Annotated in this window: 18 protein-coding genes; 6 read left to right on the top strand and 12 right to left on the bottom strand. The window is 65.6% G+C overall.

Going from position 1 to position 19027, the window contains the following annotated elements:
* Positions 1-708: transposase (locus Q0877_RS16190; protein WP_299169760.1), on the top strand; the 708-nt coding region annotated here is incomplete at its 5' end.
* Between the two features lie 151 nt (positions 709-859).
* On the opposite strand, the gene Q0877_RS16195 is transcribed toward Q0877_RS16190, so the two are convergent.
* The 5 genes from Q0877_RS16195 to Q0877_RS16215 form a co-directional block, all read right to left on the bottom strand.
* Positions 860-2236 carry a GAF domain-containing serine/threonine-protein kinase gene (locus tag Q0877_RS16195; RefSeq protein WP_299169762.1) on the bottom strand — a complete coding sequence of 459 codons (1377 nt, stop codon included), beginning with the start codon at positions 2234-2236 and terminating at the stop codon, positions 860-862.
* Positions 2237-2349: 113 nt separating this feature from the next.
* The gene (locus tag Q0877_RS16200; protein ID WP_299169764.1) at positions 2350-3594 is read right to left on the bottom strand and encodes an amidohydrolase family protein; all 1245 of its coding nucleotides are present in this window, start codon (positions 3592-3594) and stop codon (positions 2350-2352) included.
* A gap of 37 nt (positions 3595-3631) precedes the next feature.
* Entirely contained in the window at positions 3632-4909 is a 1278-nt protein-coding gene (locus Q0877_RS16205) for a cyclopropane-fatty-acyl-phospholipid synthase family protein (RefSeq protein ID WP_299169766.1), read from the bottom strand.
* 115 nt (positions 4910-5024) lie between these two features.
* On the bottom strand, positions 5025-6662 hold the full coding sequence (locus Q0877_RS16210; RefSeq protein ID WP_299169768.1) for an ABC-F family ATP-binding cassette domain-containing protein: 1638 nt from the start codon (positions 6660-6662) through the stop codon (positions 5025-5027).
* Between the two features lie 66 nt (positions 6663-6728).
* The gene (locus Q0877_RS16215; RefSeq protein ID WP_299169770.1) at positions 6729-7154 is read right to left on the bottom strand and encodes a DoxX family protein; all 426 of its coding nucleotides are present in this window, start codon (positions 7152-7154) and stop codon (positions 6729-6731) included.
* 246 nt (positions 7155-7400) lie between these two features.
* On the opposite strand from Q0877_RS16215, the gene Q0877_RS16220 reads away from it, so the two are divergent.
* Positions 7401-8621 carry an NRAMP family divalent metal transporter gene (locus Q0877_RS16220; protein WP_299169772.1) on the top strand — a complete coding sequence of 407 codons (1221 nt, stop codon included), beginning with the start codon at positions 7401-7403 and terminating at the stop codon, positions 8619-8621.
* A complete protein-coding gene (locus Q0877_RS16225) occupies positions 8609-9418 on the top strand; it encodes a putative hydro-lyase (protein ID WP_299169774.1) in 810 nt (269 codons plus the stop codon). The genes Q0877_RS16220 and Q0877_RS16225 overlap by 13 nt, the downstream gene beginning before the upstream one ends.
* Positions 9419-9422: 4 nt before the next feature.
* Here Q0877_RS16225 and Q0877_RS16230 read toward each other — a convergent pair whose 3' ends face one another.
* The 5 genes from Q0877_RS16230 to Q0877_RS16250 all read right to left on the bottom strand — a co-directional run bounded on the left by Q0877_RS16230 (position 9423) and on the right by Q0877_RS16250 (position 14882).
* Positions 9423-9734, bottom strand: a complete 312-nt coding sequence (locus tag Q0877_RS16230) for a DUF4143 domain-containing protein (protein ID WP_299169776.1) — start codon at positions 9732-9734, stop codon at positions 9423-9425.
* A gap of 222 nt (positions 9735-9956) precedes the next feature.
* On the bottom strand, positions 9957-10625 hold the full coding sequence (locus Q0877_RS16235) for a GntR family transcriptional regulator (RefSeq protein WP_299169778.1): 669 nt from the start codon (positions 10623-10625) through the stop codon (positions 9957-9959).
* A 2-nt stretch (positions 10626-10627) separates the two neighbouring features.
* Entirely contained in the window at positions 10628-12367 is a 1740-nt protein-coding gene (locus tag Q0877_RS16240) for a biotin carboxylase N-terminal domain-containing protein (protein ID WP_299169780.1), read from the bottom strand.
* 2 nt (positions 12368-12369) lie between these two features.
* Positions 12370-14100 (bottom strand): 5-oxoprolinase/urea amidolyase family protein, encoded by a 1731-nt coding sequence (locus Q0877_RS16245; protein ID WP_299169799.1) that lies wholly within the window; start codon positions 14098-14100, stop codon positions 12370-12372.
* Between the two features lie 23 nt (positions 14101-14123).
* Positions 14124-14882, bottom strand: coding sequence for a LamB/YcsF family protein (locus Q0877_RS16250; RefSeq protein WP_299169800.1), 759 nt, complete (start codon positions 14880-14882; stop codon positions 14124-14126).
* A gap of 144 nt (positions 14883-15026) precedes the next feature.
* Between Q0877_RS16250 and Q0877_RS16255 the strand changes: the two genes are divergently transcribed.
* Positions 15027-15731, top strand: a complete 705-nt coding sequence (locus Q0877_RS16255) for an LmeA family phospholipid-binding protein (protein WP_299169801.1) — start codon at positions 15027-15029, stop codon at positions 15729-15731.
* 86 nt (positions 15732-15817) lie between these two features.
* Here the strand turns inward: Q0877_RS16255 and Q0877_RS16260 are convergent, their stop codons facing one another.
* Both Q0877_RS16260 and Q0877_RS16265 read right to left on the bottom strand, forming a co-directional pair.
* Entirely contained in the window at positions 15818-16252 is a 435-nt protein-coding gene (locus Q0877_RS16260; protein ID WP_299169803.1) for a DoxX family protein, read from the bottom strand.
* Positions 16253-16394: 142 nt separating this feature from the next.
* A complete protein-coding gene (locus tag Q0877_RS16265) occupies positions 16395-16970 on the bottom strand; it encodes an NADPH-dependent F420 reductase (protein WP_299169805.1) in 576 nt (191 codons plus the stop codon).
* A gap of 90 nt (positions 16971-17060) precedes the next feature.
* Between Q0877_RS16265 and Q0877_RS16270 the strand changes: the two genes are divergently transcribed.
* Both Q0877_RS16270 and Q0877_RS16275 read left to right on the top strand, forming a co-directional pair.
* Entirely contained in the window at positions 17061-17540 is a 480-nt protein-coding gene (locus tag Q0877_RS16270) for a MarR family winged helix-turn-helix transcriptional regulator (protein WP_299169807.1), read from the top strand.
* Between the two features lie 86 nt (positions 17541-17626).
* Positions 17627-19027 carry an HNH endonuclease signature motif containing protein gene (locus Q0877_RS16275; protein ID WP_299169809.1) on the top strand — a complete coding sequence of 467 codons (1401 nt, stop codon included), beginning with the start codon at positions 17627-17629 and terminating at the stop codon, positions 19025-19027.

The following is a 19027-nucleotide window of genomic DNA, read 5'->3' on the forward strand; positions in this document are numbered from 1 at the left end:
TACGCCCACGCGGTGGCCACCGCCGCGGCACGGGCCGGCGCGAAGGTCTCCCTGACCGTGCGGATGGACCCGGCCGTGAAGAAAGCCATCGCGAAGATCCCCGAAACTGCGTGGGAGAAAATCGAATACACGAACGCCGTCTTCGATGAAGAGTCCGGTAAATGGATCTCCGACGCCGAAGTCGCCGAGATCGGGTTCACCGCCTTCACCTCAAAAAAGAAGGCCGAACGGATCACCGGCCGTCTCGTGGTACGCCGGATCCCGGAACTGAACAAGGCACCCGCTGAACAGGAAACCCTGTTCGACGCGCACCGCTTCCACGCCTTTTTCACCACCGTCGGGGGAACGGTCCTGGACACAGTAGCCGCGGACAAAACCCACCGCGCCCACGCAGTAATCGAGCAGGTCCACGCCGATATGAAGAGCTCAGCACTGGCCTCGATGCCCTCAGGGAAATTCACCGCGAACGCCGCCTGGCTCCTCGCCGCAGTCATGGCGTTCAACCTCACCCGCGCTGCCGGCACCCTCGCAGCAGGCCCCTTCGCCAAGGCCGAAACCGCGACCATCCGCGACAAACTCATCAACGTGCCCACCCGTATCGCATCCTCAGCCCGGCGCGTAATACTCCACCTACCCAAAGACTGGCCCTGGCAAACACAATGGCAACGGCTCTTTGACCACCTCTACCCACCCCCGAAAGCGGCCTGAACCCCGTCAACCCAGCCGACACGGCGCAACCAGCACCAGCAGTGGAACACTCAAGGGCAGCAAGGCCCCACACCCCGCCATGCCCGCACACCGCACAACCCGCCGAAACCGCAACCGGGCTACCCGCCACACCCAGCCGGTGGATTCAGGCTTAGCCCCCAGCGCCGCGACTCTCGAGCCGGAGCTCCAGGTCATTCATCACTATGCCCGCCAGATCCTCCAGCATGCCGGTCTCTTCCGGCGTGAAGGTACGGGACTCCGTATCGAGGATGCAGAGAGTGCCCAGGTTGAAGCCGTCCCGGGTCCGCAGCGGAACCCCTGCATAGAACTTCAGGCCGAACTCGCCGGCCACCAGTGGGTTGCTTAGCGCCCGCGGGTCCGTCGGGGCGTCCTCGATGACCCAGGGGCCGTCCTGAAGAATCGCCGAGGCGCAGAGTCCCGGATCCCGGTCGAGCTGTTCCACGTCGGTTCCGTGATGAGATTTGAACCAGATGCGGTCGTGGTCAACGACGCTGACGATCGCCGTCGGCACTGAGAAGATGCGAGCGGCGAGCGAGGTCACGCGGTCAAACGCTCCGTCAGGTGGAGTGTCGAGGATGTTGTATCGGCGGACTGCAGCCAGCCGCTCCTCTTCGTTGTCCGGCAGGAGCGAGGCCCCCAGCTTGCGCCGGGAGCGGCCGGCGACGGTCAGTTCATACAGCGCCATCGAGACCTCCCGTGCGGAGGGCCTATCGGCTGGATCCAGTGAGGTCATTGCGGTCAAGAGGGCGGACCATTGCGGGTCCAGATCGGCCGGGATCTCTGGAGCGCGGAAGAGCCTGACGACGGCGCTTTCCACGGCCGGGCCGGGGAATTCGAGCTTGCCGGTGATGCACTGAAGTAACACGAGGCCCAGTGAATAAACATCGCTCGCGGGCCCGAGCGATTCGTCCTTGACCTGCTCGGGACTCATATAGGCGATGGTCCCGGTCAGGGAGCTGTCGTCGTCGTTCCCTCTGGTGCCAGCCAGGGCGGCGATGCCGAAGTCGGTCAGTTTGGCACGCACCCGGGCGTCCTTGGTGCCGTAGTCGAAGAGCATGACGTTGGCCGGCTTGATGTCCCGGTGGACCACTGACTGGCTGTGTATGTAGTCCAGACCTTCGGCGAGATCGGACCCGATCTGCGCGGTTTGGCGCAGTTGCAAGGTTCCCTCTGTCAGGCGGTTCCGCAGGTCGAGGCCGCGCACCAGTTCCATGACCAGGTAGACACGCGGTGAAACCGGGTCGCTGAAATCTGTGCCGGCGTCAAGCAGGGAAACCAGGCTGTGATGGTTCAGCCGCGCGAGTACTTTGACCTCCGCGTCGTTGCGGCGTTGCTGCTCCTCGTTGAGCTCGTCGGTGGGAAGAAGCTTGATCGCCACATCGCGGCCCAGGAACTCGTCCCGTGCCCGGTGCACCGTGCCCTTCGCTCCGAGCCCGATCCGTTCGAGCAGGCGGTACCGTCCGCCGAAGAAAACCTCGGGCGTGCTGTCCGTGGTCACCTCGACCATGACTTCCCTTCCTGGCAGACCTGCTTGTTGAACGACGGGTGTGGAACGCATCGGCGCTGCGAAACAGCCACGGTAATTCTATCGGGACAAGACGAATCGCTGCGTTCCGGCCGTCACTCCCGAAACTGCAGCTCACCGTCCTTGTAGACCTGGCCGATCATTGAGCGCAGCTGCGGCAGCTGCTCAGCGGTTTCCAACCTGCTACTCAGAACGACGACGTCGGCGAGGTAGTCCGGAGCCAGCCGGCCCACCGAGTGCTCCGGTGTGATCAGTTCACCCGCAACCGAAGTAGTGGCGGCCAGCACCTGTTCCAGGGTCATTCCCGCATCCGCCATCAGGGCGAGCTCCTCGAGGTTCTCGCCGTGTACACCCACGCCGGAGTCGGTGCCCATGGCAATCCGGACGCCGGCCGCGACTGCGCGGGCAACCGAGGCGTGGTGATCCTCGGCCATCCGCTTGGCCTTTTCGATGACCTGCGGTGGGAGGCCGCTGGTCCCGGATTCGCCCTTACGGATGACCGCCTGCGGTGCAGAAAGCGTGGGCACCAGGTAGGCGTTGGTGTCCAGGAACAGCTGGATCGCCTCATCGGTGAGGTAGATGCCGTGCTCGATGGTCCGGACCCCGGCGCGCAGCGCGTTGACGATGCCCGCCGTGCCCTGGGCATGCGCCATGACGTACTTGCCCTGCCGCTCAGCCTCCTCAACAATCACAGCGATCTCCGCCGCTGTGAACTGGGAGTGCCGCGGATCGGTGGTGGGGGACAGGACTCCGCCGGTGGAGCAGATCTTGATCTGGTCGGCTCCCGCCCGCAGCAGCCGACGGGTCACCTTGCGGACTTCCTCGACGCCGTCGGCAATTCCGCTCGGCCGGCCCGGGTGCGGTCCCAGCGCAGGGGAGTCGACCCCGGACGGCAGCCAGAAATCCCCGTGCCCACCGGTCTGCGACATGATGCTGATCGCCAGCCGGAGCCGCGGGCCCTTGATGAGGCCCGTTTCGATCGCCAGCTTGGCACCGAGGTCAGCGCCGCCGGCGTCGCGCGCCGTGGTAATCCCGGCACGCAGCGTGGCTTCGAGATTGCGCACGGATTCATAGAACTGCAGCGAGAACGGCTCGGCCACGGCCTGAATGGAACCCGGGTTGGAGGTGGTCGCGTGGATGTGCAGATCGATCATCCCGGGCAGCACCGTACGTCCCGTGCAGTCCACCACCGTGGCGCCGGAATACTGCGGTGCATCTCCGGTGCCGGCACCCACCGCCTCGATTGTGGTGCCACGGAGAACGACGTCGGTTGGACCGGGAAGGAAGCGTTCGCCGTCGAACACATGGCCGTTTCGGAACACAGTGAGGGTGGAAGTCATTCGCTTACTCTAGTAAGTTCGCTTCAGCAACCGCATCCTAGTAAGTGCGCCGAAGCGGTGGCTCCTCGCCACCCGGCCGCTGCACCAGCACCTGGGTTACGCCGTTCAGCCCGCGCTCAAACCCGAGCGCGCTCGACGCCATATACAACCGCCACACCCGTGCCCGCCCCTCGCTGGTGAGCAATACTGCCTCGTCCCAGTGCTCCTCGAGGTTGCGCACCCACGCGCGCAGGGTGAGGCCGTAGTGTCGGCGCAGCGCTTCGACGTCGAGCACTTCAAACCCGGCCGATTCCAGCGCACCCATCATGACCGTGAGGCTCAGCATCTCGCCGTCCGGGAACACGTAGCGGGGGATGAAGGAGTCGGGATCCGGCGGCATCTCACCGGCGTTCCACGAGATTGCGTGGTTGAGCAGCCGCCCGCCGGGCCGCAGCAGGCCGTACAGGTTCGACGCGTAGTACCCGATCTGCTCCCTCCCCACGTGCTCGGCCATGCCGATGGAACTGATCGCGTCGAACGGGCCGTCGTCAATATCGCGGTAGTCCTGGACCCGGATTTCAATCCGGTCAGAAAGCCCGACGTCGGCCGCCCGCTTCTGTGCCAGCGCCGCCTGCTCCTTCGAGAGGGTGACGCCAACGACGTCGACTCCGTAGTTCTGCGCCGCGTGCAGCGCGAAGCTGCCCCAGCCGCAGCCCACGTCGAGTACCCGCATGCCTTCGCGGAGGCCCAACTTGCGGCAGACGAGGTCGAGTTTCGCTTCCTGTGCCGCATCGAGGCCGGTGTTTTCGTCGTCCCAGACCGCGCACGAGTAGACCATCGACGGACCGAGGACGAGCGCGTAGAAGTCGTTGCCGACGTCGTAATGGTGTGAAATTGCGGCAGCGTCGCGCTTCTTCGAGTGGAGGCGCCCTTTCCGGGTGACGTCCATTTCTTCTGGCGGCGGTGCGGGCGGAAGGCCGATGGCGCCAACCCGGACGGCGGTGGTCAGCAGCCGCAGGCGCTCGCCCAGGGTCGGCGGACGGAAAGCCTTCAGCTCGGCGAACTTACCCACGGAGCTGAGTGCGGAGAAGCTCTCGAAGAGGTCACCGGGGCCGTCGATGTCACCGGCGACGTACGCTCGGCTCAGTCCGAGCTGATTCGGGCACCACAGCATCCGCCGCAGTCCCCGCCGGGACCGGAACTCAATCACCGGGGCGTTGACCGGCCCCGCTTCGGATCCGTCCCACGCCCGGAGCCGCAACGGGATTTCCTCGGTGCCCAGGATGATCCCCAGCGCTTCAGCCAGCCGTGGTGCTACTCCCTTGTTCTTCGCCATGGTTCCTTGTGTACTCCGGTTTGCGCGAGGGTGCCAGAGGGCACACCCCCGGAAGTTGCGTGCAGGTTAGGCGACTCAGCGGCCTTTGCAGCCACGAGGGGTGCGCTTCCCGGGTTTACAACACCCGGACCTGTCCCGCGCTGACCTCCCACCGCGCATCCAGTCGCACGTTTTCGAGCATCCTCCGGTCGTGGGTGACCAGCAGCAGCGCCCCCGTGTAGTCCTCGAGTGCTTCTTCGAGCTGCTCGATGGCCGGCAGGTCCAAGTGGTTGGTCGGTTCGTCGAGTACCAAGAGGTTCACCCCGCGTGCCTGCAGCAGCGCAAGCCCGGCACGGGTGCGCTCGCCGGGGGAGAGCTTGCCGACGAGCGCCCCGGTCTGGTCCGCCTTGAGCCCGAACTTGGCCAGCAGCGTGCGAACCTCGGCCTGCGCCAACTCCGGTACGGCCGCTTCAAAGGCGGCGGCAAGAGTCTCGTCGTCGGCAAGCTGCCCGCGTGCCTGGTCGATCTCGCCGACGGCGACGTTGGCACCCAGCGAGGCGGCGCCGTCGTCGGGCGCTTGATGACCCAGCAGCAGGCGCAGCAGCGTTGACTTGCCGGCGCCGTTGGGACCGGTGATGCCGATCCGCTCACCCGCGTTGAGCTGCACCGACACGGGACCAAGGGTGAAGTCGCCCTGCCGGGCCACGGCGCTGTTCAGCGTTGCCACCACTGAGCTGGAGCGCGGCGCGGAGCCGATGCTGAACTGCAGCTGCCATTCCTTGCGCGGCTCCTGCACCTCATCCAGCCGGGCAATCCGCGATTCCATCTGCCGGACCTTCTGCGCCTGCTTCTCCGAGGACTCCATGCTGGCGCGGCGGCGGATCTTGTCATTGTCCGGGCTCTTCTTCATGGCGTTCCGGACGCCCTGCGAGCTCCACTCGCGCTGCGTGCGGGCGCGTGAGACGAGGTCCTGCTTCTTGTCGGCGTACTCCTCGTACGCCTCACGGGCGTGCCGTTTCGCGACGGCGCGTTCTTCGAGGTAGGCGTCGTAGCCGCCGTCGTACACCGCCACCTGGTTCTGCGCCAGGTCCAGTTCCACTACCGTGGTGACGCAGCGGGCCAGGAATTCGCGGTCGTGGGAGACGAGCACCGCGCCGCCGCGCAGGTTGCGCATGAACGCCTCCAGCCGGGCGAGCCCGTCCAGGTCAAGGTCGTTGGTGGGCTCATCAAGCAGAACGACGTCGAACCGGCTCAGCAGCAGCGCGACCAGCGCAACCCGGGCAAGCTGACCGCCGGAGAGTCCGGTGACGAGGGCATCCTGCTCCACGCCGGGTGCGACGTCGGCCAGAACCGCTGGGAGCCGGTCCTCAAGATCCGCGGCTCCGGAGGCGAGCCAGTGTTCCAGCGCCGCGGCGTAGCGGTCATCGGCGCCCTTGACGGCGGTGCCGAGTTCTTCGGCTGCGGCTTCCATTGTCTGGGTTGCCGCGGTGGCGCCGGTCCGGCGCGCGATGTACTGCTCCACGGTTTCGCCAGCGGTGCGCTCGTGCTCCTGCGGCAGCCAGCCCACGAAGGCGTCCTTGGGTGAGGCCATCACAGTGCCCACCAGCGGCTCGTCGACCCCGGCGAGCAGGCGCAGCAGCGTCGACTTGCCCGCGCCGTTGGCTCCCACCACGCCCACTACGTCTCCCTCAGTGACGGTGAGGTCCAGGTTGGAGAAAAGGGTGCGGTGGGCGTGGCCGCCGGAAAGCGCTTTGGCCACGATGGTTGCAGTCATTGGTTCAGTTTAGAAGTTGCACAGGGGTCCGCCGCCCCGAACCGGCCGCCGCGGAAGGTGCGGGCCTTACGCCATCCGGGAATTCCGCCGGCCGAAGAGCGCGTGGTCTACGGAAAGCCGGCCGGGACCCATCAGCGCAATGGCCAGTGCTGCAGCACCAAGGATCAGCACGAGCTCGTAGCCGTTGTTGGTCACGAAGATTCCGTTGGGGGCGTGCACGATGATCAGAGCGCCGAGCATGTCGAGTACCAGCAGGGCAGCGAACGGGCGTGTCAGTAGGCCGAAGATCAGTGCGATTCCGCCGACCAGTTCCAGCGTCGAGATGACCGGCGCGGCGATGTCGGCCAGTGGCACACCCATGTCGGCGAAGGATGCCTGGGTTCCCGCGATCGTGAACTCCGTGTACTTCTGCCAGCCGTGAGCGGCGAAGATGAAACCGGTGATGACCCGCAGGATCGTTAGACCGGCGGTTGATAGCGATGTGTTCCTCATGTCCCCACTCCCGTTTTTCGCGTGACGCGATAGCCATCCGGCACACCGCCGAATGGGCGTCATTGTGGGTGGTCGACCTTTGGAAAAGGCTGGGGTTCTGTTGTTCGGCTGGTGCGCGCGGTGACGGCTTACCTGCCATCCAACCCAAGTTGTTGAACAATCCCTTGCGCATATTGTTCAACAACCTGTATCGTCGCTCGGGACGATAATTGTGACACCAGTCACCCCGACGTTACGGACGGACCCATGGCAGACGGCAGCACCAAACTCGATCTGAGCTCCTCCGCTCGGCGCACAGCGTTGCTGGGCGCAATGTTCCTGATGGCCACCAGCGCCATCGGTCCCGGCTTTATCACGCAGACGACGGTCTTCACGGCCCAGCTCGGGGCGGCGTTCGCGTTCGCCATCCTCGCGTCGATCCTCATCGACATCGCCGTCCAGATGAACGTCTGGCGCGTCATTGGCGTCTCAGGGCTGCGGGCACAGGAGCTGGGCAACCGGGTGATTCCCGGCGTCGGCTGGTTCCTTGCCGGCCTGGTCTTCCTGGGCGGTGTGGTTTTCAACATCGGCAACATTGCCGGAACCGGACTCGGCGCCAATGCGATGCTCGGCGTGGATCCGAAGATCGGCGGCGCCGTGTCCGCCCTCGTCGCGATCCTGATCTTCCTCAGCAAGCGGGCCGGCATGGCGCTGGACCGGATTGTGGTGCTCCTCGGCGCCGTCATGATCCTGCTCATGATCTACGTCGCCATCGTGGCCGCGCCGCCGCTCGGCGAGGCGCTGAAGAACACCTTCCTTCCGGAACGGGTGGACTTCCTCATCATCACCACACTCGTGGGCGGCACTGTCGGCGGTTACATCACGTATGCCGGCGCCCACCGCATGCTCGACTCCGGTGCCACCGGCGTGGAACACGTCAAGCAGATCACCCGCAGTTCGGTGCTCGGCATTATTGTCACCGGTCTCATGCGGGTGCTGTTGTTTCTGGCGATTTTCGGTGTCGTGGCCGGCGGCACCGTCCTGAGCAGTGACAACATGGCCGCCGAGGCGTTCGGTGCTGCTGCAGGAGAGATCGGCATGCGCATGTTCGGGATTGTTCTCTGGGCCGCGGCCATCACCTCTGTGATCGGTGCCTCCTTCACCTCGGTTTCCTTCATCACCTCCTCGAAGACCCCGGAGCGTAAGCGGAACCTCATCACGGTCGTGTTCATCGCGGTCTGCGCCACCGCGTATCTCTTTCTCGGTCAGGCGCCGCAGCAGTTGTTGATCTTCGCCGGAGCGTTCAACGGACTGATCCTTCCCGTCGGTTTCGGTGTACTCCTCTGGGTAGCCTGGCGGCGGCGCGACCTGATGAACGGCTACGACTACCCGAAGTGGCTGCTGATCGTCGGCGTTGTGACCTGGCTGCTCACACTGTTCCTCGGTTACACGTCGGTGATGGGTCTGGCACAGCTGTGGTCGGCATAATCAGCTGGAGTCGAGAAGACCGGGCCACCGCCACGCCGGCCGAAGCGCGGGAGGCCTTCCGCAACGGACTGGTGGTGCCGACGTCGGGCTGGTCCCGCGGTTACGCGCAGGCGAACGTGCTCGCCATCCCGCGCGAACAGGCTTTCGATCTGCTGCTCTTCGCCCAGCGCAACCCCAAGTCCTGCCCCGTCCTGGGCGTGCTGGAGCCGGGGGAGACCAGCGGTCCGCTGCTGGCGGGTGGTGACATCCGCACCGATGTCCCGAAGTACACGGTGTACCGCAACGGCGAGAAGGTCGACGAGCCCACCGACATCACCGGGTACTGGCGCGATGACCTCGTGACCTTCCTGATCGGCTGCTCCTTCACCTTCGAGGCGGCGCTGCAGGACGGCGGAGTCCGGATCGCGCACATCGACCAGGGCGTGAACGTGCCGATGTACCGGACGAACCGGGAGTGCACGCCGGCCGGCGCGATGTCCGGTCCACTCGTGGTCTCGATGCGGCCGGTGCCCGCCGCCCAGGTGGCCGACGCCGTCCGCATCACCTCACGCTACCCGGCCGTCCACGGCGCTCCCGTGCAGGTCGGCAATCCCGACGAGCTGGGAATCACCGAGCTGGGCAACCCGGATTTCGGCGAGCCGGTGAGCATTCCGGACGGACACCTGCCGGTGTTCTGGGCGTGCGGCGTCACTCCGCAGGCGGCGGTGATGCAGTCACGGCCGCCGCTCGCGATCGGTCACGCGCCGGGCCATATGCTCATCACCGACGCGCGGGACAGCGACTACCTGGTGCCCTGAGTGCTTACGGGCCAAGCAGGGCTAACGGAATAACGGCTATCCCATCGGCACGTCTATAGGCTGCGGGTCCTGTCGTCAGTACAGCTGTCTCTACCAGACGATCTCCGAGTGCGTTGCGGAGCCAGTGGAGATGACTGACGTCTCTGTCGCTCACCGTTGCGGCAAGTTTCACTTCGAATGCCACGAGCTTGCCGTTATATCGTTCGAGCACCAGATCAACTTCACGATCGCCATTGCGAGTGCGGAAGTGCCCAACGGAAGCCTCCGCTGCCTGCGCAAGAACGCGAACTGACAGAGTCGCGAGCGCTTCGAACAATTGGCCCAGCCAGCCGACGCCAGCGAACCCCGCGCAGAACCGGTCGACTGTTCAGTGGTCCCCGTCAGCTGCGCAGCGAGCGCCGGATCTGCGAGCTGATGTTTGGGCATCACTGCCAGCCGAAAGTAGTCGCTACTATCCCGAAAGCAGTAACTGTACTATCCCATTAGCAGGCTAAAAACTATGCCATTAGCAGCACAGATTCCATGCGATCAGCAGGCCTCAAGCGCCCTCTAGGTGCCCCAGCAGTTCGGCCTCGGCGGCGTCGAGATACGCTCGCAACTCGGCGGCCGCCAACTCGTTCTCGCCCGCGCGCAGGCGCTGCACCAGCTGTGCGTTGCGGTCAACGTAGTGCGTGTGGAAGTCCGGCGCGGAGGCCATGGCGTGAAACACCAGCCGCATCTCCGCCAGCACCCGGTCCATCAGTTCCCGCAGCGAATCGCTACCGGTCAGCCCTACTACGGTCTCGTGGAACGCCTGGTTGGCGTTGGCCATATCGGGAACCGAGCCGGCGTCCCGTGCTGCCTTTGCCCGGCTGATGATGGACTCCATCGCGTCCAATGCCTCCGCCGTCGGCCTGCCCCACAACACTGCCGCCGGCTCAATGGTCCGCCGAACCCGGTAGATTTCACGCACTTCCTCCACACCGGGTGACGCCACGAAGACACCCCGGTTCGGAATCCGCGTCACGATCGACTCACCCTCAAGCGTGGCGAACGCCTGCCGCAGCGTGTTCCGCGAAACCCCGAGCGACGCCGACAGCGACTGCTCCGACAGCTTCGACCCCGGCGTCAGCTGCCCCGCCGCAATCCGCGCCCGCAGCACCGACGCAACCCACGCCGTCGTATGCGCGTGCTCAGCGGCGATCTTCTCGTCTTCTGCGATAGTCATGGCTACTCAACGGTACCCAAAACCTCACCGCGCACGATGGCGGCACCCGGCTCCCGCTCGCCGCGCCGGAAAGTGCCGGCGGACGACGCGTTTACAACGGTTTCCATCTTCATCGCTTCCAGTACCGCGACGGGCTGACCGGCACTCACGTGGGCACCGTCGTCGGCCAGCCACTTCACCAGGGTGCCGCCCATGGGAGCTTGAACGGCGCCGTCGTTCTGTGCCTTTTCCTCCTCAGCAGAGGAAGGAACGACGGCGGTGCTCCCGCCGGTCATCAAGGCCGCGAACATCTTTGCCGGCAGACCGAGCTGGACCGCCTTGCCGTCGATCTCAACGGTGAGCGTTTCGCGGCGGGCGACCGGGCCGGTAAGTCCACTGTCTAGCGACGCGGCGAGGCGCTCGGTGAACTCGGATTCGATCCAGGTGGTGTAAACGCCCAGCCGGTCGGACTGGGTGAAATCCGGGTCACGCACGACCGCACGGTGGAACGGGACCACCGTCGGCAGACCCTCGATACGAAGCTCGTCCAAGGCGGTTCGGGCGCGGCGGAGGGCCTGGGCGCGGTCCGCCCCGTGCACGATCAGCTTGGCCATCAGCGAGTCGTATTCGGCGGGGACGCTCGACCCGGACCGGACGCCGGTGTCTACGCGGATGCCGGCACCGGTGGGCGCTTCGAAGACGTCCACGGGTCCGGGGGAGGGCAGGAAGCCGCGGCCGGCGTCCTCGGCGTTGAGCCGGAACTCGAAGGCGTGCCCGTGCGGTACGGGGTCCTCGGTAATGGACACGGGCAGGCCGGCAGCGATGCGGAACTGTTCACGCACGAGGTCGATTCCGGACGTTTCCTCGGTCACCGGGTGCTCCACCTGGAGGCGGGTGTTGACCTCGAGAAAGGAGATCACGCCGTCGGGCGCCACCAGGTACTCGACTGTTCCTGCACCGGTGTACCCGGCCTCGCGGCAGATAGCGCGGGCGGATTCGTGGATGCGGCTGCGCTGGTCATCGGTGAGGAACGGCGCGGGCGCTTCCTCAACCAGCTTCTGGTTGCGCCGTTGCAGCGAACAGTCGCGGGTGCCGACCACGACGACGTTCCCGTGCGTATCCGCCAGCACCTGCGCCTCGACGTGGCGGGGTTTGTCGAGGAACCGCTCGACGAAGCATTCACCACGACCGAATGCGACTGTTGCTTCGCGGACGGCCGAGTCGAAGGCGTCGTCGATGTCCTCGATGCGGTGCGCGATCTTCAGTCCGCGTCCGCCGCCGCCGAATGCCGCCTTGATCGCCACCGGAACGCCGTGCTGCTCCGCGAAGGAGCGGACCTCATCGGCATTGGCCACGGGGCCGTCCGTCCCGGGAACGAGCGGCGCGCCGGCGCGGACTGCGATCTCGCGGGCGCTGACCTTGTTGCCCAGACTGCGGATAGCCTCCGGTGACGGGCCGATCCAGGTGAGTCCGGCGTCGAGCACTGCCTGCGCGAAGTCCGCGTTCTCGGAAAGGAAACCGTAGCCGGGGTGCACCGCGTCGGCACCGGCGCGGGCCGCGACGTCGAGCAGTTTCGGGATGTTCAGGTAGGTGTCGGCGCTGGCGGAACCACCGAGCGCGTAAGCCTCGTCGCTGAGGCGGACGTGCAGCGCGTCGGCGTCGGGATCGGCGTAGACCGCGACGGAACCTAGCTCCGCATCGGCGCAGGCACGGGCAATTCGGACGGCGATTTCGCCGCGGTTGGCGATCAGGACCTTTTTCATGGTCAGGGCTCCATTTCGAGAAAACGCACGGTGGTGCCGGGCGGAAGTTGGGCTGCGGCGGGCAGGTCCTCGGGCACGACGACGCCGATCACCGGATACCCGCCCGTCACCGGATGGTCGGCAAGGAAAAGGACGGGAAGGCCCGACGGCGGCACCTGCAGTGAGCCTGCCACCACACCTTCGCTGGGGAGCTCCTCGGTGCGTGCGCGTTCGAGGGGCTTGCCGTTCTCGGCGGCTGCGTCGGATCGACCGGGCGGAAATGACGACGGTTCCGGCGATGGGGTGGCTATTTCCGCCCGGTCGATGGGGAGTCCGAGGCGGACGCCGATGCGGTTGGACTCCGCCGTGACGGACCAGGGGTGTTCGGTGAGGGCGGCCTGCGATTCTGGCGTGAACCAGTCCTGGCGGGGGCCGATGGTGATGCGCAGCGTCACCGTTTCCCGGTGCTCGAGGATGTCCGGCGGCAGGGTCGAGGTTTCCGGCGCACCGACAATCCGTCGCGTTGAGTTGGCAGGACACGCCCCTAATGGCCGACCATTCGGGGCGTGTCCTGCCAACTCAACGGGGGGATTCTCATGATCGATGCCACCAACCGGCAACACTGTTCCCTGTTCGAGGACTCGCGGGCCGATCCCGGACATCAGGTCCGTCGCGCGGCTGCCGAGCACCGGTTCAACGTCGATTCCGCCGCGGACGGCGAGGTAGGTGCGCAGCCCAGCATCGGGCAGGTCAAGGTGGAGGCTTTCGCCGTCGTGCAGGGCGAAGGGCGTGTACATGGGCGCAGTGCGCTCGCCGTGCTGTCCCTCGATGCGTACGGCAGTCGGTGCGCCGGCGAGGGCGAGGGTCAGTTCCCCATGAGCCTGAACGGCCAGTCCGCCGAGGACACTTTCGACGACGGCGTCCCCCGGCTCGTTGCCGACCAGGCGGTTGGCTTGCCGGGCGCTCGCAGTGTCGGCGGCTCCGGAGGCAGAGACGCCGAGGTCGCCGAGTCCGGGCCGTCCGAGGTCCTGAATCAGCGACTGCGGACCGGGGGTGAGTACCTCGAGGGAGGGGCCGGCAGCGGAAGGGCCGGCGTCGTCGTTCTTGTCCTGGATGTCCGCAAGCTCGATCGCCTCACGTACCGCGACGTACTGCACCGTAGTGCCAGGCCGCAGAAGCGCGGGCTGGTCGCGGTCGAGGTCCCACATGCGGGCGGCGGAGCGGCCGATCAGTTGCCAGCCGCCGGGGGAGCGGCGCGGGTAGACGGCGGAGAAGTTGCCGGCCAGGGCGACCGATCCGGCGGGTACGGCAGTGCGCGGGCTGGTGCGGCGGGGGACGTTGAGGGTCTCGTTCTCGCCCACCAGATAGGCGAATCCGGGCGCGAACCCGCCGAAAGCCGCTGTCCACAGTTGGCCGGTGTGGGCTTCGACGACGCCGTTCGCGCCGAGGCCGGTGAGGCGGCCCACCTCGGTGAGGTCGTCGCCGTCGTACACCACCTCAATCCGGACGGGATTCCCGGAAGCCAGCGCGTCCTTTGACGGAGCGGCATTCAGACTCGCCATGGCCGAGCGGGCGGCGCGGGCATTGGCGCGGGAGTCAAAGACGGCCAGGACCGTGCGCGCAGCGGCGAGGACATCGACCTGGCCCCGCAGTGGCTGCTCAGCCAGTTGAGCGTGAAGGGCAAGGACGGCGTCGAGCGATTCGAGTTCGATGAGCAGGGCGCGCGGGCCGGCCCAATGAATCTCCGTCAGCATGCCGCTGTGAGGGTCGCCAGCACTCACACGAAGCTCCGGATGCCGACGCCGGCGGCTTCCAGTTCGCGGCGGACGGCGGCGGACATCGCTACAGCGCCGTCGGTATCGCCGTGGAGGCAGATGCTTTCGGCGTTGGTTTCGATGGCGGAGCCGTCGCGGGCGATGATCGTGCCTTCGGTGGCGAGTCGGACCATGTTGGCGGCCACAGTCTTTTCATCGTGGAGAACTGCATCCGGTTCACGGCGGGAGACGAGCGTGCCGTCGGGGTTGTAGGCGCGGTCGGCGAAGGCTTCGGAGACTCCGCGGAGTCCGGCGGCTTCGGCTTTCTTGAGTGCGACGGAGCCCGGCAGGAGCAGCATCGGGAGATCGCCGCCGAAGGCTTTGACGGCGTCGACCACTGCCTTGGCCTGGATCTCGTGGGTGACGATCGTGTTGTAGAGCGCGCCGTGCGGCTTGACGTAGCGGATGGTGCCGCCGGCTGCGCGGGCAATCGCGTCGAGCGCGCCGATTTGGTAGAGGACGTCGTCGGCCAGTTCTGTGGGGGAGCAGTCGAGAAAGCGGCGACCGAAGCCCGCGAGATCGCGGTAGCCCACATGGGCGCCGATGGTTACGTCGGCGGCAACGGCGTCGCGGCAGGTCTGGGCGATGGTTGACGGATCACCGGCGTGGAAGCCGCAGGCCACGTTGGCGCTGGAGACGGAGCGGAAGATGGCGGCGTCGTCGCCCATGGTCCAGTTGCCGAAGGACTCGCCGACGTCGCTGTTCAGGTCGATGAAAGCCATAGTGATCCTCGTCTCGTTTGTGGTTCACCCAGCATGCACGAGATTAGCGGATTGTTCAACAATATGTACGACTGGTTAACGGCTTCGGCAGTCTGCGGGGATGGTCTTTGACGCATCCGACGCCGTAACCACCAGACTGTGCTTATGGAGTGTACGCGTGCGAAGGACTGGCTGATCGGGGCCGCTGGGATGATCCTCGTGCTGGGCATGACGATTGCGATCCTCTGGTGGGCCGTGAGCGACCCGGCGGGAGGGTCCGGGGCGGAGCCGTCGCCCTCTCCGTCGCCGTCTGTGGACGCGCCCGGCGACCTTCGGCCGAACGCAGCTCCGCCAAACGATCTGCGCGACGACGAGACGTGGCTCGCTGATCTCGAGCTGGACGCCGGGACGGTTGTGACCGCAGGCTCGACGCTCCGGGATGTCCGGGCAACCGGGCAGGACGTGGTTACGGGCCCAAATGGGATGGTCGCGGCACGGCTCTCCGTAGACGCGACTGTGCCGTTCGAGGTTGTCGCCGAAGAACTTGGAGGCGGGGCCGTGGTCCGCGCTGCCGACGACGGTCAGGCCGCCGTTGTCCGCACCGTCGAGGCACTGGGCCGAGAACTTCGAGTCGTGGCAACGGGCACGGTCGAGGTCAAGGGCGGCAGGCTTGTGGTCGAGCCACGTTCGATCGACGTCGGCGGGCCGGACTTTCTTTCTGATGCCCTCGGCGCCGTGGTGCGCAGCCTTGTGACGATCGAGCACGACATTGAAGGTTTGCCCGAGGGGCTTGCGCTGCAGGACGTCGCAGTCCAGGAGGACGGTTTTCGAGCCAATTTGCAGGGTGAGGACGTCACGATCGTGCAGTAGCTTCCCCGCGCCGGTGCCGGAGCGGTCCAGGCATGGAAAAGGGAGGAAGCCGCTGCCGGCTTCCTCCCTTTCGAGTTCTGTGACGCTTACGCCAGCGCGCTCACGCGTGAGTCGCGGCGGCCGAACAGCGCGTAGTCAGCCGAGGCGCGGCCTGGTCCAACCAGTGCGAGGGCCAGGGCGGCAGCACCGAGCAGCAGCACCAGTTCGTAGCCGTTGTTCGCAACGAAGACGCCGGCGGAGATGTGCACGAGGACCAGTGCGCCGAGCATGTCGAGGGTCAGCAGCACCGCGACGGGGCGGGTGAGGAGGCCCAGGATCAGTGCGATCCCACCGACCAGCTCGAGCGTGGCAATCACGGGGGCGGCGATCTCGGACATGGGGATGCCCATGTCACCGAAGGCGGCGGTGGTGCCGGCGATGGTCCATTCGTTGAACTTCTGCCAGCCGTGGGCGGCGAAAAGGAAGCCGACGACGACGCGAAGCACGGTACGGGCAGTGGTGGTCAGGGTGGCGTTGTTCATGAAAGTCCGTTTCGGGGTCTCGGGGTGCTGTCGTGAGCGGTGTTCATGCCTGTGCGGCAGGCGCCGGGAGGCGCGGGAAACTGGGTGCGACGCCGGTGCGCACTGTGGTGAGCACCGGCGTCGTGCTGGTGATTGTGGCTGATTAGCGGACGAGGGCGAATCCGCTGGTCCATTGGATCTTCTCGCTGGCGGCGAGGGTCAGCTGCAGGAAGCCGAGGGCTTCGAGCTCGCGGGCGCGGGCCAGGGAACCGGAGTCGACGGCGTCCACTCCGCCGGCCTTGACGGCGTCGGCGAGGGTGTTCTTGGCATCGGTATCGTCACCGGCAATAAGCACGGTGGTCTGGTTCTGACCGACGGTCTTGGAACCGAGGGTTGCCGCGAAGTTGGTATTGAAAGCCTTGACGACCTTCGACGACGGCAGTGCCGACGCGAGTTCAGCGGCGGCGGAGCTGTCAGCAGCAACCACGAGCGAATCGAAGGTTTCGAAGTTCAGCGGGTTGGTGATGTCGACGACGATCTTGCCGGACAGCTGGTCGCCGTACTGAGCAACGATGTCCTTGAGCGCGGGGTAGGGGACTGCCAAAACAACGACGTCGCCGTTGACGGTGGCGCCGGTGCTGGACGAGTCGATGTGCTCGACGGACGAGCCGCCTGCTGCAACAACGCTTGCGATGGCGCCGCCCATGTTGCCCTTGCCGAAGATGGTGAACGAAGTCATGTGAAGCTCCTTGAAGAGAATTACTTGCGGGTACAACAAATAAGTTAGCACCGATTAGTTGTAGATGCAAGCATTACGTAGAATGAAGGTATGACGCGATGGCTGAGTAGCGATGAACAGGATGTTTGGAAGCGGATGGCGGCTGTGCTCGAGCTGCTCCCCGCGGCTCTCGACGGGCAGCTGACCCGCGATGAGGACCTGACGCACTTCGGATATTTCGTTCTCGCGTCACTGTCCGAGGTGCCCGGGCGTACGTTGCGTATCACGGCGTTGGCGTCGCAGACCAACGCCACGCTGCCGCGGCTTTCCCGTGTGCTGACGGGTCTGGAAAAGAAGGCTTTGGTGGAGCGGAGCGAGTGCAGTGAAGACCGGCGTGCCAAGAACGTGACGCTGACCGAAACAGGGTGGGCAAAGTTGGTGGGCGCTGCCCCGGGTCACGTTGAGTACGTGCGGGGGATGGTTTTCGATCAGCTCACGTCCGAACAGGTGGCGGAGCTGTCCGACATCACCACGCAGTTGTTGAAGAAGCTCGACCCCGAGGGGCGGATGTTCGCTTCGCTGGGTAAGTAGGTGTCAGGCCACCTCGGGTCGGCCTGCCATGGAGCGCATTTTTCCGGCCCGGCAGAAATGTCGGAGGCGGATGATGGTATTGATTTATGGACCATTCCAGCTGGGTGACGGAGGAAACGGCGCTATGGGCGTCTGAGTCCGATAGGGGTCCGTTGGCTGGCCAACTGTCCCATCACCCGGTGGTCAACCGCGACCTCGAGGCGTCGCTCGAGTGCCTGGAGGAACTTGCGTCTTTACGGGCGTGGGTCGATGCGCAGGAAGCCAAACTGTTGGCCCGCATTTCCGAGCTTACAGTCGGAGCCCTTGCTGCCGATGGTTACGGCAGTCTCGTCGCGCAGGAGTACGGCGAGAGCGTTGCGGCCGCGGACATCGCATCTGTGCTGCGCATCCCTGACGGATCGGCAGGGAGGCTGATCGAGCAGTCGAAGCTGCTGGTGAACGACTTTCCTTCCACCGTGGAAGCGCTTCAGCTCGGAAGAATCTCCCTCCGGCATGCAGTGGCCGTTTCGCAGGAGTGTTGCGGCGTTCCCGAGCATGAGATTCCGGAATTCGAAGAGCAGCTGCTGGAAATTGCCCGGGGCACAACGGTCGCCAAGTTGGGCAATCGTGCGCGGCGGTTGCGTGAGCGGTTGCATCCTGAGTCGCTGGCAGTGCGGCGAGAAAAGAGGGTCCGTGAACGCTCCGTCACGGTGGACCCCGCCCCCGACGGCATGGCGTGGCTCAGTGCCTACCTACCCGCTGAAGAGGCCTTCGGCATCGCGCACCGTCTTGATGTCACAGCGAGGGCTTTGCAAGGGCCGGATGAGCCGCGGACACTGAGTCAGTTGCGGGCAGATGTTTTCTCGGACCTGCTCACTCACACCTGCGTATCGGACCCGACGACGAAAAGTAGGGGTGAAGGCAGCTCGGCGTCACGTCAGACCGCCTCCGCAGAACCGATCTCCCCGGGAACGCCGAGTTTCGGACCCTCACCCGATGGCTACCGCGGTATCGGCGCCCGTGTCTTCGTCACAGTGCCGGTTCTGACCCTGCTCGGCGGAAATGATCCCGCCGAGCTGGATGGGTACGGACCAATCGATGCGGAAACCGCGCGAAAGCTTGCCGGCCACGCGCCGTCGTTCACGCGGCTTCTGACCCATCCGGCAAGCGGAGCGGTTCTATCGGTGGGAAGAACGAGATACAAACCGCCGAAGGATCTGCAAGACTGGGTGAGGGTGCGCGACAAGACCTGCCGTCATCCAGGATGCAACCGTGCGGCCGTCCGCTGCGAAATCGACCACACGACACCCTGGTCACAGGGCGGCGAAACCCGTGCGGGTAATCTCGGGGCTTTTTGTAAGAAGCATCATGCGTTCAAGAGCCTGGGCTTTTGGAAACACCGACAACCGGTTGACGGAACCATAGTGTCCACGTCGTTCATGGGCAGGACATACACCACTCGAGCGGAGCCCTCCCATGCTCAAGCTCAGGCTCCGCCGCCGTTCTGA

Origin of the sequence: uncultured Arthrobacter sp., from assembly GCF_947495145.1 — a bacterium.
GTDB lineage: Bacteria > Actinomycetota > Actinomycetes > Actinomycetales > Micrococcaceae > Arthrobacter_D.

Excerpts from the sequence above, each read along its gene's own strand:
- Q0877_RS16195 (WP_299169762.1), bottom strand. The coding sequence starts at position 2,236 with ATGGTCGAGGTGACCACGGACAGCACGCCCGAGGTTTTCTTCGGCGGA.
- Q0877_RS16200 (WP_299169764.1), bottom strand. The coding sequence starts at position 3,594 with ATGACTTCCACCCTCACTGTGTTCCGAAACGGCCATGTGTTCGACGGC.
- Q0877_RS16205 (WP_299169766.1), bottom strand. The coding sequence starts at position 4,909 with ATGGCGAAGAACAAGGGAGTAGCACCACGGCTGGCTGAAGCGCTGGGG.
- Q0877_RS16210 (WP_299169768.1), bottom strand. The coding sequence starts at position 6,662 with ATGACTGCAACCATCGTGGCCAAAGCGCTTTCCGGCGGCCACGCCCAC.
- Q0877_RS16215 (WP_299169770.1), bottom strand. The coding sequence starts at position 7,154 with ATGAGGAACACATCGCTATCAACCGCCGGTCTAACGATCCTGCGGGTC.
- Q0877_RS16220 (WP_299169772.1), top strand. The coding sequence starts at position 7,401 with ATGGCAGACGGCAGCACCAAACTCGATCTGAGCTCCTCCGCTCGGCGC.
- Q0877_RS16235 (WP_299169778.1), bottom strand. The coding sequence starts at position 10,625 with ATGACTATCGCAGAAGACGAGAAGATCGCCGCTGAGCACGCGCATACG.
- Q0877_RS16240 (WP_299169780.1), bottom strand. The coding sequence starts at position 12,367 with ATGAAAAAGGTCCTGATCGCCAACCGCGGCGAAATCGCCGTCCGAATT.
- Q0877_RS16245 (WP_299169799.1), bottom strand. The coding sequence starts at position 14,100 with ATGCTGACGGAGATTCATTGGGCCGGCCCGCGCGCCCTGCTCATCGAA.
- Q0877_RS16250 (WP_299169800.1), bottom strand. The coding sequence starts at position 14,882 with ATGGCTTTCATCGACCTGAACAGCGACGTCGGCGAGTCCTTCGGCAAC.
- Q0877_RS16255 (WP_299169801.1), top strand. The coding sequence starts at position 15,027 with ATGGAGTGTACGCGTGCGAAGGACTGGCTGATCGGGGCCGCTGGGATG.
- Q0877_RS16260 (WP_299169803.1), bottom strand. The coding sequence starts at position 16,252 with ATGAACAACGCCACCCTGACCACCACTGCCCGTACCGTGCTTCGCGTC.
- Q0877_RS16265 (WP_299169805.1), bottom strand. The coding sequence starts at position 16,970 with ATGACTTCGTTCACCATCTTCGGCAAGGGCAACATGGGCGGCGCCATC.
- Q0877_RS16270 (WP_299169807.1), top strand. The coding sequence starts at position 17,061 with ATGACGCGATGGCTGAGTAGCGATGAACAGGATGTTTGGAAGCGGATG.
- Q0877_RS16275 (WP_299169809.1), top strand. The coding sequence starts at position 17,627 with ATGGACCATTCCAGCTGGGTGACGGAGGAAACGGCGCTATGGGCGTCT.